Source organism: Hymenobacter aerophilus DSM 13606 (assembly GCF_000382225.1).
GTDB classification, from domain to species: Bacteria; Bacteroidota; Bacteroidia; order Cytophagales; family Hymenobacteraceae; genus Hymenobacter; species Hymenobacter aerophilus.
In genome coordinates this window covers 69,172-84,885 of the sequence record NZ_KB907804.1, presented here as the reverse complement: position 1 = coordinate 84,885, position 15,714 = coordinate 69,172, and the positions used below count along the sequence as shown (strand labels likewise).

The 15,714-nt window shown below is 62.4% G+C and carries 11 protein-coding genes; 10 read left to right on the top strand and 1 reads right to left on the bottom strand.

The window, feature by feature from the left end; genetic code table 11:
- Positions 1-33 precede the first annotated feature (33 nt).
- From H145_RS0105175 to H145_RS0105140, 8 genes are all read left to right on the top strand, one after another.
- Positions 34-4,635 carry a translocation/assembly module TamB domain-containing protein gene (locus H145_RS0105175; RefSeq protein ID WP_019947075.1) on the top strand — a complete coding sequence of 1,534 codons (4,602 nt, stop codon included), beginning with the start codon at positions 34-36 and terminating at the stop codon, positions 4,633-4,635.
- 251 nt (positions 4,636-4,886) lie between these two features.
- Positions 4,887-5,774, top strand: a complete 888-nt coding sequence (locus tag H145_RS0105170) for a cell division protein FtsX (protein WP_019947074.1) — start codon at positions 4,887-4,889, stop codon at positions 5,772-5,774.
- Positions 5,775-5,987: 213 nt separating this feature from the next.
- A complete protein-coding gene (locus H145_RS20075; RefSeq protein WP_019947073.1) occupies positions 5,988-6,296 on the top strand; it encodes a DUF3098 domain-containing protein in 309 nt (102 codons plus the stop codon).
- A gap of 162 nt (positions 6,297-6,458) precedes the next feature.
- A complete protein-coding gene (locus H145_RS0105160) occupies positions 6,459-7,289 on the top strand; it encodes an undecaprenyl-diphosphate phosphatase (protein WP_019947072.1) in 831 nt (276 codons plus the stop codon).
- Positions 7,286-8,113: a tRNA pseudouridine(55) synthase TruB gene (gene truB / locus H145_RS0105155; protein WP_019947071.1), complete on the top strand. Its 828-nt coding sequence runs from the start codon at positions 7,286-7,288 to the stop codon at positions 8,111-8,113. The genes H145_RS0105160 and truB overlap by 4 nt, the downstream gene beginning before the upstream one ends.
- A gap of 143 nt (positions 8,114-8,256) precedes the next feature.
- The gene (locus H145_RS0105150; RefSeq protein ID WP_019947070.1) at positions 8,257-9,201 is read left to right on the top strand and encodes a bifunctional riboflavin kinase/FAD synthetase; all 945 of its coding nucleotides are present in this window, start codon (positions 8,257-8,259) and stop codon (positions 9,199-9,201) included.
- Between the two features lie 148 nt (positions 9,202-9,349).
- Positions 9,350-10,048 carry a CoA transferase subunit A gene (locus H145_RS0105145; protein WP_019947069.1) on the top strand — a complete coding sequence of 233 codons (699 nt, stop codon included), beginning with the start codon at positions 9,350-9,352 and terminating at the stop codon, positions 10,046-10,048.
- A 110-nt stretch (positions 10,049-10,158) separates the two neighbouring features.
- On the top strand, positions 10,159-10,815 hold the full coding sequence (locus H145_RS0105140; RefSeq protein ID WP_026351271.1) for a CoA transferase subunit B: 657 nt from the start codon (positions 10,159-10,161) through the stop codon (positions 10,813-10,815).
- A 193-nt stretch (positions 10,816-11,008) separates the two neighbouring features.
- Here the strand turns inward: H145_RS0105140 and H145_RS0105135 are convergent, their stop codons facing one another.
- Positions 11,009-11,482: a hypothetical protein gene (locus tag H145_RS0105135; RefSeq protein WP_019947067.1), complete on the bottom strand. Its 474-nt coding sequence runs from the start codon at positions 11,480-11,482 to the stop codon at positions 11,009-11,011.
- A gap of 172 nt (positions 11,483-11,654) precedes the next feature.
- On the opposite strand from H145_RS0105135, the gene H145_RS20070 reads away from it, so the two are divergent.
- Together H145_RS20070 and H145_RS20065 are read left to right on the top strand one after the other, a co-directional pair.
- Complete coding sequence (locus tag H145_RS20070) at positions 11,655-13,298, top strand: bifunctional GNAT family N-acetyltransferase/carbon-nitrogen hydrolase family protein (RefSeq protein WP_157541237.1); 1,644 nt, start codon at positions 11,655-11,657, stop codon at positions 13,296-13,298.
- Between the two features lie 271 nt (positions 13,299-13,569).
- On the top strand, positions 13,570-15,591 hold the full coding sequence (locus H145_RS20065) for a DUF4394 domain-containing protein (protein ID WP_019947065.1): 2,022 nt from the start codon (positions 13,570-13,572) through the stop codon (positions 15,589-15,591).
- Positions 15,592-15,714: the final 123 nt, after the last annotated feature.

The following is a 15,714-nucleotide window of genomic DNA, read 5'->3' as shown; positions in this document are numbered from 1 at the left end:
CATCTAAGCTCTAAGCTCTCTTATCTTTGTCCCGTGCCCCGGTTTCTATCCATTATTCTCAAAGTGCTGTTCGGCCTGCTGCTGCTGCTGGTGCTGGCCGTGGTGGGGGCGCTGGTGGCGTTGCGGGTGCCGAGCGTGCAAACCAACCTGGCCCAGCGCGCGGCCCTCATGCTCACCGAAAAGCTCGGCCAGAAAGTGCTGGTGAACCGCGTGGACGTGCGGCCCTTTTCGCGGGTGCTGCTGGAGGGCGTACGGGTGCTTGACCGGCGCGGCAACGAGCTGTTCAACATCGGCCGGGCCGATGCCGACATCAAGCTGTTCAGCATCTTCGACCCCAGCCATTTGCATGTGGGCCGGCTTACGCTGGAGGAGCCGCGCTTCCACCTGGTTACCTATAAGAACAACCCCGATTCGACCACGCTCGACCAGTTTATCGGGGCCGTGAAGCGGCTGCTGGGCCCCTCCGATACCACCAAAGTCAGCAAGCCGTTCGACTTCCAGATTCAGGCCCTGAGTTTGCGCAACGGCCAGTTCGTGCTCGACCGCCAGGACGAGCCGCGCATACCCGAGTACGGCCGCACGATGGATTACGCCCACATGCGGCTCGACAGCATTTACGCCGATGCCGACCAGCTCTGGTTTCGGGGCGACTCCATCCACGCCAACATCCAGGGCCTGCGCACCGTCGATACGCCCTCGGGCACCCGCTTGCGCGAGCTGACGGCCAACATGACCTACGCCGACAGGTTCTGGGAGTTCGACAAGCTGATGCTGCGGGTGGGTCGCAGCCAAATCCATGATTACCTGCGCTTTGAGTACCGCCGCTTCCTCAACTTCACCGATTTCAACGACTCGATGAAGGTGATTGCCCGGCTGGAGCCGAGCCGCATCTACTCCGATGACATTGCCAAGTTTGCGCCCCAGCCCAGTGTGCGCGACCTGCACGAAACCGTGCTCATTTCGGGCCAGGCCAAGGGCTACGTGCGCAACTTCACCACCAAAGACCTCGACATCCGCTACGGCCAGGGCACGCGGGTGCGCGGCGACATTAACGTGGAAGGGCTGCCCAATTTCAAGGAAAGCTTTATTGTGATGCGCCTGCAGCCCTCAGTGCTGCGCGGCGCCGACCTGCGGCCCTACATCCCCGACCAGGGCTGGCCCTACGTGCAACGGCTGGGCACCGCGAAGCTCAAGGGGCAGTTCCTGGGTTTCTACAACGACTTCGTGGCCAACGGCTCGTTCCAGACGGCGCTGGGCAACGTCGTTTCCGACGTCAACATCAAGCTCAAAGACAACCCGCGGCTGTCCAGCTACGAGGGAAAAATCCGCACCAGCGGCTTTCAGTTGGGCAAGCTGCTGGGCGACGAGAGCGTGGTGCGCGATGTGGCCTTCAATGGCCGGGTCGAGGGCGTGGGCTTCGAGGCCAACTCACTGCGGCTCACGGCCAACGCCAACGTGCAAAGCATCTGGCTCAACGGCTACCGCTACCGCAACATCAGCACCAACGGCGTGTTCAGCCACCGCTCGTTCACGGGCAAGCTGGCCGCCAACGACCCCAACCTGCAGTTCGACGCCGACGGTACCATCAACCTGCGGCCCCGCGAGCAGGCCTTCGATTTGCGGGCGCGGGTGCGCAAGGCCGATTTGCGGGCTCTGGGCCTGACCAACGAAAGCGTAACCGTGGCCACCACCGCCGACGTGAAGTTCGAGGGCCTGCGCCTCGATGCGCTGCTGGGCTACGCGCACCTGCGCAACTCGCGGGTGGGCTACGCCGGCCGCACCGTGGAAGTTGATACGCTCGACGTGCTGAGTTTGCTTGAAGCCGGGCAGCGCCGGGTGCGAGTGCGCTCGGAAGTGCTCAACCTGAGCCTGGCCGGCGACTTCACGCCCAGCACCGTTATCCGCGACGTGAAAACGCTGGTGCACGAGTACAAGCTCAACTTCGAGAGCAACGACGACGCCATTGCCGCCTACTACCGCCGCAAGCGTCAGCAGCCGCTGCCCGATTACCAGATTGCCCTCAACCTCTACCTCAAGCGGCCCAACCCGCTGCTGCACCTATTTGTGCCCCAGCTCACCATTGCCGACTCGACCCGCATCGACGGCTCGTTCCGCAACGGGCAGACATCCATTTTCCAGCTGGGCGGGCAGTTGGCGAGCGTGCGCTACGACAGCGTGCAGGTGTTCAATGCCGATGTTGACCTGACGACGTCCAAGCTGCCCTACCAGCCCGAAATTCTGGCTCAGGCCAGCATTACCTCGGAGCGGCAGCGGCTGCCGGGGCTGGGCCGCACCGAGAACTTCTACGTGGAAGGCGTGTGGGACCAGGAGAAAATCAACTTCTCGACCGCGCTGGCCCAGACCGGCACCGCCAACAAGGCCCAGATAAACGGCGCGCTGGTGTTTCTGGACGATGCCGTGAAGGTCATTTTCCGGCAATCGGGCGTGAATCTGCTGGGCAAGAACTGGACGATTGCGCCCGATAACTCGCTGATAATTGCGGGCGGCGGGCGCGAGCTGGACTTCCAGAACGTAACGCTCAGCAACGGCGAGCAGAGCATCAGCGCCCAGGGCTTCGTGTCGGAAAACCCCAACAAGCCCCTGGCTCTCACGGTCAGCAACTTCGAGCTGGCCACGCTTAACGGCCTCACCGGCAGCCAGCAGTTCGGGGGCCGGGTGAATGCGTTGGGCACCATCAGCGGCGTGTACGACGCGCTGGTTATCAACTCGACGCTGAAAGTGGATTCGCTGACGCTCGACCAGACGCTGATTGGCGACGTGCAGGGCCGCGGCGACTGGGACAACGCCCTCGACCGGCTCAACGTGAACCTCGATGTGGCCCGCGACGCCCGCCGGGTGCTGGCCGTAACGGGCTACATCGCGCCCGGCTCCGACACCCAGCAGCTGAATCTGAGCGGCGTGCTGGAAAAAACGCCCATCAAGCTGGCCGAGCCCTTCCTCAACACGCTCTTCAGGGATGTGAGCGGCACGGGTGTGGGCACGCTGCGGGTGAATGGCCTGTTTGCGGCCCCCGTGCTCACCGGCAACATCGACGTAACCGACGGCCAGCTCACGTTCATTTACCTGGGCACCACCTACACCTTCGCCGACCGCATCCGGTTTCTGGAAGACCGGATTGCGCTCCAGAACATTACCGTGCGCGACCCGCAGGGCAATTCTGGCGTCATCAACGGCAACATCTACGAGCGGGGCTTTCAGGATATGCGGCTCGACCTGAGCGCCTCGTTCCGCAAGCTGCAGGTGCTCAACACCACCCGCCGCGACAACGAGCTGTATTTCGGGCAGGCCTACGCCACCGGCACGGCCGTGGTGCGCGGCCCGGCCGACAACCTGTTTGTGAACGTAACGGCCCGCAGCGAGGCCGGCACGCGCATGTCGCTGCCGTTTGACAACGCCGCCAAGGCCGAGCAGGCCAGCTACATCCGCTTCGTCAACCGCAACCTCTCCGACTCGGCGCGGGCGGTGCTGGCGGCCCAGAACCCCAAGGGCGAAACCACCGGCAAGGTCGATTTGTCGGGCCTGCGGCTGAACATGAACCTCGACATCACGCCCGATGCCTACGTAGAGCTGCTGCTCGATGAAAGCACCGGCGACATCATGCGCGGCACCGCCACCGGCCAGCTGCGGCTCAACATCGACACCCGCGGCGACTTCAACATGTACGGCCAGATTGAGCTGGTGCGCGGGGCCTACAATTTCACGCTGCAGGGGCTGGTGAACAAGGAGTTTGTGGTGCGCCCCGGCGGTACCATTGCCTGGAACGGCGACCCGCTGGCCGGCGAGCTGAACGTGACGGCCACCTACACCCAGCGCACCAGCCTGGCCCCCGTGCTCTACCAAACCGGCAGCTCCAGCCCCAACACCTCGCTGGTGCCCGTAACGGCCGTGATGAACCTGACCGGCCCGATTCTGCAGCCCATCATCAAGCTCAACCTCGAATTCAACGACATTCCGTCGTCGCTGGAAGGCGACCTGGCCCCTTTCCTGTCGGCCATCCGCAACGACGAGCAGGAGCTGAACCGGCAGGTGTTCAGTTTGGTCGTGTTCCGGCAGCTGACGCCGCCCGGCTCGCTGGCCGTGACGCGGCTGGAGGGCGGCAACAACGCACTGGGCAACAGTCTGGGCCAGATTCTGAGCACCCAGCTCGGGCTGCTCACTTCGCAGATTGACCCCAACCTGGAAATCAGCTTCAACATCAACGGCCTCACGGCCGACGATTTGGCGGCCCTGCAGCTGCGGCTGAGCTACTCGTTCCTCAACGGCCGCCTGCGCATCACCCGCGACGGCAGCTTTGGCAGCAACACTACTACCGGCACGGGCGTGGGCGGCGTGCCGGTGGGCGCCAACCAGAACTCGGTTATCGGCGACCTGAGCCTGGAATACTACCTGCGCCCCGACGGAAAGTTCCGGGCCAAGCTACGCTACGAAACCACCCCGCGCGACCTGACGGCCCTAAGCCAGAACCAGGCCCGCGCCGGCATTTCGCTGCTGCACACCGAGCAGTTCGACACCTTCCGCGAGCTGTTTGCCCGCAAGCGCCTGAGCCGCCGCGACCGGGACGCCCGCAAGGCCCGCGAGCTGCAGGTGGATAACGACCCGCGCACGGATATATAAGGCGGTGCAATAGTGAGGTGGTGCGATGGTTAGTTGCTGTTCAACGAACCTCGGGACCTGGAAAACGCCATTCAGCGCGAAGCGAAGAATCCTGCCCGCAATCGTGGCGCAATTATCGTTCAGCGAGAGTGGGCAAGATTCTTCGCTTCGCGCTGAATGACGTTCTTTGTTGCTGATTGCTTTCTGCAGCCTGCGCCGCCGGGCCCACTGAACGTCAAACTCACCATCTCGCCACCTCACCATCTCACCTCGTGAAGCAGCCCACCCGCAAAAAGAAGCTCGGTAGTTATCCGCACCTGATGGTGGTGTTCAGCATTACGCTGGCCCTGCTGGTGGTGGGCTTGTTCGGGCTGCTGCTGATTCATGCCCACAAGGTGTCGACGCTGGTGAAGGAAAACCTGGAGATGCAGGTGTACCTGCAGCGCGACCTGCCCGAAACCCAGCTGCTGCAGCTGCAGCAGGACCTGGCCCGCAAGCCCTACGTGGCCCAGAAAAACAACGAGCCGCAGGTGCGCTTTCTGTCGAAGGAAGAAGGCGCCAAGCAGCTCATCGACCAGACCGGCGAGGATTTCCAGCAGTTTCTGGGCGACAACCCCCTGCGCGACGCCTACCTGCTCAAGCTCAACGCCGACTACGCCGACACTAAAAACCTGAGCCGCATCAAGCAGGAGCTCAGTCAGTTGCCGGGCGTGTTCGAGGTTGATTACGTGGAGAGCCTGATTACGTCGGTGAACGAGAACCTGCGCACCGCGAGTTTGGTGCTGCTGGGTTTTGCGGCCATCCTCACGTTTGTGGTGGTCGTGCTCATCAACAATACCATCAAGCTGGCCCTGTTTTCCCAGCGTTTCCTGATTCGGAGCATGCAGCTGGTGGGCGCTACGCCGGGCTTTATCCAGTGGCCGTTTCTGCGCCGGGCGGTGTGGCAGGGCCTCGTAAGTGGCATTCTGGCCAGTTTGCTGCTGGCCGCGTTGCTGCAATACGCCTACCTGCAGCTCAACGAACTGCGCCTGCTCGAAGACGACCGCCTGTTTGCCGCGCTGGGCATTTTGCTGGTGGCGCTGGGCATGGGCATCGGCTTTCTGAGCTCCTGGCGCGCTGTGCGCAAGTACACCGGCATGTCGCTGGACGAGCTGTATTAGGGGTTGTTGGGACAGAACGTCATTCAGAGCGCAGCGAAGAATCTCGCGTGCTGATGTTGCCATAGTAGCTCAATGTGAGCACGCGAGATTCTTCGCTGCGCTCTGAATGACGTTCTGTCCCAACACCTGAATAATTCCACTACTCGTTCCCCCAAATCCCGCATTCGTTGAATTTCGGCGGCGGCTTGCTGCAACTCCGCTACCTTTGCTGCTATGGAACCGACTACTCCCCGCTTCGCCTTTGGGCCGCGCAACTACCGCCTGATGTTTATCGGGCTGGCCGTGCTGGCGGCCGGCTTCATCACCATGACCCTCGACTCGGCCGACTATGGCGAAGGGTTTCTGGGCATCACGCTGGGCCCGATTCTGCTGGCCGTGGGCTTTCTGATCGAGTTCTGGGCCATTATGGCCCGCCCCGGCGCCACGTCCGTAGTGGCCCGCGACGAAGCCACGGTAACCACCGTGCCCTCGCAGCCCGTGGCTACGCCTGTTGGGCCTGCCGCCCCTACTTATAAGCGATAAGTGGGGCCGCAAACTCCCCATCATTTTCTTGCCGGCATGCGTCGGTAAAGGGCCTTATACTACTGGCGCACGTCGTTATTTCGGCAGTACTAGTAGTATAAGGTCTTTTCTTCGTCAGGATGACCGTACTTTTGCCCCGTAATTCGGCTCCCGCTCTCCTAAATGACCTACTGGCACGCACTAATTCTGGCTATCATTGAAGGCCTGACCGAATTTCTGCCGGTTTCCAGTACCGGACACATGGTTATTGCCTCGGCCCTTATGGGCGTGCCGGCTACCCCTTTCACCAAGCTCTACTTGGTTGTCATTCAACTCGGCGCCATCTTGTCGGTGCTGGTAGTATATTGGAAACGGTTTTTTCAGAGCTTTGATTTTTACTTGAAACTGCTGGTGGCTTTTCTGCCGGTAGTGGTGGCAGGGCTCACGCTGAAAGATTATATCGACGCCATGCTGGAATCGGTAACGATCGTGGCCGTGATGCTAGTGGTGGGCGGTATTGTGCTGTTTTTCATTGATAAATGGTTTCCGCAGGAAACCCCGCAGGAAGGTGGCCACCAGCTCACTAACCCTGGCTTCCGACAGGCTTTTGTGATTGGCCTGTTTCAGTGCTTGGCTGTGGTGCCGGGCACCAGCCGGTCGGCCGCTACCATCATCGGTGGCCTCACCCAGCGTCTCACCCGTCAGGCCGCCGCCGAATTCGCCTTTTTCCTGGCCATGCCCACCATGGCGGCGGCGGCGGCCAAGGACTTGTATGATTACTACAAACTAATGATTAGCAAGGGTGTAGACTTGGCCCAGCTGTTTACCGCCGAGGAGGTGAAGCTGCTGGTGTTAGGCAACGTGGTGGCCTTCGTGGTGGCACTGCTGGCCATCCGGCTGTTTATCGGTTTCGTCACCAAATTCGGGTTCCGCGCTTTCGGTATCTACCGCATCATTGTGGGCGGTATTCTGCTGCTCATGATTGGTTTGGGCATTGATTTACAGTTGATATGAGCGAGAAAACGCTAGCCGATTTTGATTTTGAAACCGGCGAGGTCCTGCTGGTGGATAAGCCGCTTACCTGGTCGTCGTTTGATGTGGTGCGCAAGGTGAAAAACGCGCTGCGCATCCGCAAAATCGGCCATGCCGGCACGCTCGACCCGCTGGCCACTGGCCTGCTGATTCTGTGCACCGGCAAGAAAACCAAGCAGATCGACCTGATTCAGGCCCAGCAGAAGGAGTACACCGGCACTTTCCGCCTGGGCCAGACGACGCCCAGCTTCGACCTGGAAACGCCCGTAGACGCCGAGCAGCCCTACGAGCACCTGACCGAGGCCGACATCCGGGCCGCCGTGGCGCAGTTTGTGGGCGAAATCACCCAGACGCCCCCGCTGTATTCGGCCGTGAAGGTGAACGGCGAGCGGGCCTACGAGGTGGCCCGCCGGGGCGAGGAGGCCGTCATCAAGAGCAAGCAGGTAACCATTGCCGAGTTCGAGCTGACCCGCATCGAGTTGCCCGAAATTGACTTCCGCATCAGCTGCTCCAAAGGCACCTATATCCGCAGCCTGGCCCGTGACCTGGGCGCGGCCCTCGGCTGCGGCGCCCATCTCACCAAGCTCGTGCGCACCCGCATTGGCGAGTACCGGCTGGCCAACGCCCTCACGATGGAGCAGATCCAGGCACTGGCCCCGCCCCGCCCCGAGGGCCCGGCTACTGACCGCCCCGCCCGGGCGCGCCGCCAGCGGCAGCCCCGCCCCGAGCGCCGCGCCGGCCTGGAGTATTTCCAAAGCACCCACGCCGCCCCACCGCCGCCCGATTCCGGCTCCGAAAATTCGTAACCTTGCACCAACGTAGTTGAAGCGGCCAGCCCTGGCGAATGAAACATAGATTGTTATGCAATCGGGCGCTTCAATCGGTAGTTAAAGCATTCATTTTCAGAACGGCGGCCAACAGCTAGTAGCTGAACGCTAACAGCTCTCTTATGCAAGTTATTCACGACCCGGCCCAGTTCCCCTACCTCGGCAATGCCGTGGTGACCAGCGGCACGTTCGATGGCGTGCACGTGGGCCACCAGCAGATTCTGGCGCGCCTCAGCGAAGTAGCGCAAGCCAGCGGCGGTCCGGCCGTGGTGATAACCTATTGGCCCCACCCGCGGCTGGTGCTGGCCGCGCCCCTCTCCCACCCCGAGCCGCGCGACCTGTACCTGCTCAACACCCTGGAAGAGCGCGCCGCCAAGCTGGCCGAGTTCGGGGTCGATTACCTGCTCATCATCCCGTTCACCAAGGAGTTTGCGGCCTGGTCGTCGGAGGAGTTCATCCAGCGCATCCTGCTCGATACCGTGGGCACCAGCAAGCTCGTCATCGGCTACGACCACCGGTTCGGCCGCAACCGGGAGGGTGGCTTTGAGTACCTGCGCGAACATTCGGGGCGCTACGGCATGAGCGTGGAGGAAATTCCGCGCGAAGACGTGGACGCGGTGGGCGTGAGCAGCACCCGCATCCGCCGGGCCCTGGAGGCCGGCGACGTGGATACGGCCAACCGCTACCTGGGCTACGATTACCCGTTTACCGGCACCGTCGTGAAGGGCCGGCAGCTGGGCCGCACCATTGGCTGGCCCACGGCCAACATCGAGTGCCCCGAAAAGCTGAAGCTGGTGCCGGCCCGCGGCGTGTACGCCGTGCGCGCCACCACGGCGGCCGGCCAAACCTGGCCCGCCATGCTCAACATCGGCGTGCGCCCCACCGTAGCCGGCGACCTGGCCCAGACCGTGGAGGCGCACCTGCTCGGCTTCGAGGGCGACCTGTACGACCAGCCCCTAACCGTGGAGTTCGTGGCCCGCCTGCGCGATGAGCAGAAGTTCGACGGCCTCGACGCGCTGAAGGCCCAGCTGGCCCAGGATGCCGAGGCGGCGCGGGCAGCGCTGTAATCATTTCCCGCAGAGGTGCGCAGAGGATTTCGCGGAGGACCGCAGAGCCGTTCTGATATGATTGAACGGCTCTGCGGTCCTCCGCGAAATCCTCTGCGCACCTCTGCGGGAAATGCTACCTTGCCAATCCAAATTCCACCCACCTTCTATGATCAACAAAACAGTAAGCGGCCCTGAGGCGGCCCTGGAGGGCCTCGCCGACGGTATGACGCTCATGCTCGGCGGCTTCGGCCTGTGCGGCATTCCCGAAAACTCCATTGAGGAAATCCTGCGCCGGGGCGTGAAGGGCCTGACCTGCATCAGCAACAACGCCGGCGTCGACGACTTCGGCATCGGGCGGCTGCTGCAGACCCGGCAGGTGCGCAAGATGATTGCCAGCTACGTGGGCGAAAACGCCGAGTTTGAGCGCCAGCTGCTGGCCGGCGAGTTGGAAGTAGAGCTGATTCCGCAGGGCACGCTGGCCGAGCGCTGCCGGGCCGGCGGGGCGGGCATTCCGGCCTTCTACACCCCCGCCGGCTACGGCACGGAGGTGGGCGAGGGCAAGGAAAGCCGCGAGTTCAACGGCAAGATGTATCTGCTTGAACACGCCCTGCACGCCGATTTCGCCTTCGTGAAAGCCTGGCGCGGCGACACGGCTGGTAACCTCATCTTCAAGGGCACGGCCCGCAACTTCAACCCCATGATGGCCACGGCCGGCAAAATAACAGTGGCTGAAGTGGAGGAACTGGTACCCGCCGGCGAGCTGGACCCCAACCAAATCCACACGCCCGGCATCTTCGTGCAGCGCATTTTCGAGGGCAAAAACTACGAGAAGCGCATCGAACAGAGGACGGTGCGGACGGTGTAATTCTGAATTGTAAATTCTGAATTCTGAATTATCGGTTTTGAATGGGCTGGCTCGACTTACAGCCCCACCAATTCAAAACCCATAACTCAGAAGTCATAATTCCCAAAGACATGCTCGACAAACACGGTATTGCCCGGCGCATTGCGCAGGAAGTAGAAAACAATTCATACGTCAATCTCGGCATCGGCATTCCCACGCTGGTGGCCAACTATATCCCCGAGGGCATCAATGTGGAGCTGCAGAGCGAGAACGGGCTGCTGGGCATGGGCCCCTTCCCGACGGAGGACGAAGTGGACGCCGACCTCATCAACGCCGGCAAGCAGACCGTCACCACGCTGCCCGGCTCCAGCCTGTTCAGCTCGGCCGACTCGTTTGGCATGATTCGGGGCGAGCACGTGGACCTGACGATTCTGGGGGCCATGGAGGTATCGGAAAACGGCGACATTGCCAACTGGAAGATTCCGGGCAAGATGGTGAAGGGCATGGGCGGCGCCATGGATCTGGTGGCGTCGGCCAAGAACATCATCGTGGCCATGCAGCACACCTCGCGCGACGGTGCCAGCAAGCTGCTGCCGGCCTGCACGCTGCCCATCACGGGCCTGCGCTGCGTGAAGAAAATTGTAACCGAGCTGGCCGTTATCGAAGTAACGCCCGATGGTTTCGTGCTGCGCGAGCGGGCGCCCGGCGTATCGGTCGAGCAAATCAAAGCCGCCACCGCCGGCAAGCTGGTGATTCCCGAAGGCGAAGTACCGGAAATGGCTATCTGAGCTGTTAGCTGAAGGAACGTCATTCAGAGCATGTGGCGCATAGAGCCAGGGACGAAGAATCTCGCGTGCAGTCGTTGGATTAGTATTTCAACGTCAGCACGCGAGATTCTTCGTCTCTGGCTCTATGCGCCACATGCTCTGAATGACGTTCTGTTTTTATGTCCAGTTGAATGAAAGCTCTCAGCTAATAGCTCTAAATCCGCAGCATGGCCTGGGCCAGAATGTGGCGGGCGGCTTCGAGGGTGAAGTGGGAAAAGCACTTCTGAAAGTGCGCCAGGGCCGCGGCGGCGGGCAGCGCGCCGGCTTTTACGGCGGCCGCCAGGTGGCCCGCTAGCTCGTCGGGGTGGCTGGTGAGGGCGGGAAACTCGTGGTGGACTTTGTAGCGGTAGAGCGTCTGCACGCGCAATTCGGCGGTGGCACCGGGAACCTGCCGCTCCAGGCGCTCCATCAGCAGCTGCACCTCATCCATAAACAGCGCCCGCGCCAGTCCGGGCGGGCAGGGCACCGTTTGGCCGGGCGAGGCGGTGAGCAGGACCGCGGCGGCACTTTCGGGGGCCCAGCCCAGCAGCAGCGGCGGCGCGCACAGCCAGGCCGTGGCCGGAAACCGCTGCGCATCGGCGAGCACGGCGGCCAGGGTTTGCAAACGGCGTTCCGACGACAGCGGCATGGCGCAAGATACGCACGGCGCGCCGGGGAGCCGGCGAGCGGCTCGGCCAACCCCGCACCGCTGCTTCCGTACCTTTGCCTATAATCTTCTGCAATCAATACCTGAGTATATGCCCGCGAGTTCACACGGAAAAACCGGCGGTAAGGCCGCCAAAAAGAATACGCTGCCCGGCATGCCCGCGCATCCCGAGGTGGTTACGCCTACGCCCGAACCCTCCCACAAGCTGGTGCTGCGCACGCTGCGCCGCGGCGACTTCAAGGAGGTGAAAACCATCATGGACAAGGTGTACTCCAACATGGAGGGCTCCTGGGCGCACGACGAGTACAACGCCCTGATCAAGAAATTCCCCGAAGGCCAGATCTGCATTGAGGACAATGGCCAGATTGTGGCCGCCGCGCTGGCCATCATCGTGGAATACAGCAAGTTCGGCGACAAGCACACCTACGCCAAGATTACCGGCAACGGCAAGTTCGACACCCACGACTCGAACGGCGACACGCTCTACGGTGTGGACGTATTTGTGGACCCCGAGTACCGCAGCCTGCGCCTGGGCCGGCGCCTCTACGATGCCCGCAAGGAGCTGTGCGAGAGCCTGAACCTGCGCGCCATGGTGGCCGGTGGCCGCATTCCGGGCTACAGCAACTACGCCAACGAGATGACGCCCGCCAAGTACGTGGAGATGGTGCGCAACAAGGAGCTCACCGACCCCATCCTCACTTTCCAGCTGGCCAACGACTTCTACGTCCGCAAAATTATCCGCGGCTATTTACCTTATGATTCCGAGAGCAAGGCCTACGCCACGCTGCTGGAATGGATAAATGTGTACTACGAGGAGGAAACCGAGAAGCTCATCGGCAACCAGAAATCCAACGTGCGCATTGGCATTGTGCAGTGGCAGATGCGCGCCACCCGCGACCTGGACGACTTTTTCCAGCAGATGGAGTTCTTCGTCGACACCGTTTCGGGCTACAAGTCCGACTGCGTGCTGTTCCCGGAGTTTTTCAACGCGCCCATGATGGCCCTCACCAACGAGGAGTCGCCCTCGGTGGCTATCCGCTCGATGTCGGCCTTCACCGAGCCCATCAAAATCAAGATGATGGAGCTGGCCGTGAGCTATAACATCAACATCATTGCCGGTTCGATGCCGCTTTACGAAGACGGCAAGCTCCACAACGTGAGCTACCTGTGCCGCCGCGACGGCACCGTGGACGAGCAGTACAAGCTGCACGTAACGCCTGATGAGGCGAGCTACTGGGGCATGCGCGGCGGCAGCCAGCTGCGCTGCTTCGACACCGACTTCGGCAAAATCGGCATCCTTATCTGCTACGATGTGGAGTTCCCCGAGCTGAGCCGCATGCTGAGTGACGAGGGCATGAAAATCCTGTTCGTGCCTTTCTGGACCGACACCAAGAACGCCTACCAGCGCGTGCGGCTCTGCGCCCAGGCCCGCGCCATCGAAAACGAGTGCTACGTGGCCATTACCGGCTCGGTGGGCAACCTGCCGCGGGTCGAGAACATGGACATCCAGTACTCGCAAAGCGCCGTGTTCAGCCCTTCCGACTTCGCCTTCCCCCACGACTCCATTGTGGCCGAAGCGACGCCCAACACCGAGATGACGCTCATTGCCGACCTCAACCTGGATTTGCTGAAGGACCTGAACACCAGCGGCGCCGTGCGCAACCTGCGCGACCGGCGCAAGGACCTGTACTCGGTGAGCTGGGTGAAGAAAACGGAGCGCGACGATAATCTGCTGAGCCAGGGTGAGGAGCGCGCCCCCAAAACGTCGGCTCTGCACCCGCCCATTACGGTAGCGTAGCAGCCCAACTGGGTGGATAGTTGCTCTGCCCGAATAGTACCCCGGCAAAAGCCGTCGGCCACTCGTTGGCGGGCGGCTTTTGCCGTGTTCAGCCTGAATGAAATTCGGGCTTTATTGGGGCGGAAAGGGCTACTGTACAGGATTTAAATTAAAGCCGGATTAAATATAGTAAGGTCTTAATCCAGCGGCGCTATTTGGTGCGTAGGTGAATGCAGGCGCGGGCCGTTTCGCGCTTTTTTAGTTCTCTCCATTCACCAAACTCTACCCGCTTATGCGCTCCTTCTCTATCCTCCGGCCCCTGGTCCGGCGCAATGGCCTGTGGCTGGCCGCCCTGGGCTTGCTGGCCGCCGGCCCCGTGGCCGCCCAAACCACCACCACCACCGCTTTCGGCCTCTCGCTGACGACCAGCGCGACGTCCAACCTAGTATCTTTTGACATCACGGCGCCGGGCACCTTCCTGACCAACCTGCCGGTTACGGGCGTTACGGCCGGCCAGAGCCTGGTGGGCATTGACTTTCGGCCCAACACCGGCGAGCTGTTTGCGTTGGGCTACAACGCCACCGGCACGCAGGCGCAAGTGTACAGCATCAGCCGCACGACGGCCGTAGCCACGGCCGCCGGCCCGGCCATCACCCTCGATCTGGGCACCGACCTCAACCGCATCGGCTTCGACTTCAACCCCACCGTCGACCGGATCCGGGTAACGGCCGGCAATGGAGCCGACTTCCGCCTCAACCCCAACAACGGCGCGTTGGCCGCCATCGACGGCCGGTTGGCCTACGCCGCCGGCGACGCCAACTTCGGCCAGACGCCGGGCGTGGGCTCTTCGGCCTACACCAACAGCTACATCGGCACCACCGCCACCACGCTCTACGGGCTCGACGAGGCCAATAACCGCCTTGTAAAGCAAGACCCACCTAACGACGGCAAACTGGTAACCGTTGGCCCATTGGGCGTTACGACCAGCGGCGCGACGACCGCCTCCGACCTCGACATCTACCTCAACCCCACCACCGGCGTGCAGACCAGCTACCTGACGGTGGCGGAAATCAACCTCGCTCCCTTTTCGGCCACCACCAAGCTTTACACCGTCAACCTGACAACCGGCGCGGCTACGGCCGTGGGCAACGTGGGTACCGGCTCGCTGGTAGCGGTAACCGATATTGCCCTCCAGATTCTGCGGCCGGCCACGCTGGCGCCGATTACCGGCAACCTGGCCTACGCGCTGGCCGGCGGCAACCTGCTCTCGTTCGACACCGACTTGCCCGGCGTCATCCGTACTTCGGTGGGCGTTACGGGCGTGGCCACGGGCCAGACGCTGGTGGGTATGGACGTGCGGCCCCTCAACAACGCGCTGTATGCGCTGGGTTACAACGCCACCACCCAAACCGGCCAGCTTTATACGCTCAACGCCGCCACCGGTGTAGCCACCAACCTGAGCGGCACTACCAATCTGGCGCTGCCGCTGGGTACGGGCAGCATTGCCTTCGACTTCAACCCCACCGTCGACCGGATTCGGGTGGAGGGCGTGAACCGGGCTAACTTCCGCCTTAACCCCAACGACGGCACCGCTGCCCCCGTCGTGGATGGTACCCTGGCCTACGCCACGGGCGACGCCAACGCCGCCGCCACGCCGGCCATTGGCTCGGTGGCCTACACCAACAGCTACAGCGGTCCGGGCAACCCTACGGGCTCCAGCGCCCGCACCACGCAACTCTACGCCTATGATGAGGCCCTGAACATTGTGGCCAACCAGGTGCCGGCCAACGACGGCACGCTCAAAACCGTGGGCCCCTCGGGCGTAACGGCCGGCCCTAACGTGGACATGGACATCTACAGCACCGCCGAAGGTGCCAACACGGCCTACCTGGTAGCTACCAGCGGCAGTTCGGCCAATTCCAGCCTCTACGCCCTCAACCTGACCACCGGGGCCGCCACCGGCGCCCAGCCCATTGGCCTGGGCCTGACGGTGCGCGACCTGGCCATTGCGGCCGGCGCCGGCGTCACGACCGGCACCCGCAACCCGGCCGTTGCCACCGGTTTCAACCTGTTCCCGAACCCGGTAGCCAACCAGGCCCAGGTCAGCTTCCGCCTGCCAAGCGCCGGGGCCACCGAGCTGGTGCTGACCGATGCGCTGGGCCGCACCGTGGAGCGCCGGAGCCTGGGCAACCGCGCCGCCGGGCCTCACACTTTCAGTTGGGAGCCCGCCAGCCACCGTGCCGGCATCTACCTGCTGCGCCTGCTGGTTGATGGCCAACCCGCCGGTGCGCAACGCGTGGTAATTGGCGAGTAAGTGATTTGGTGACTTGGTGATTGGGTGAACTGTTCTATCATCCTGAGCAAAGCGAAGGACCTTATCCTGCAGGAACGACCGTAACAACGGCCCGTTTCTACGGGATAAGGTCCTTTGCTTTGC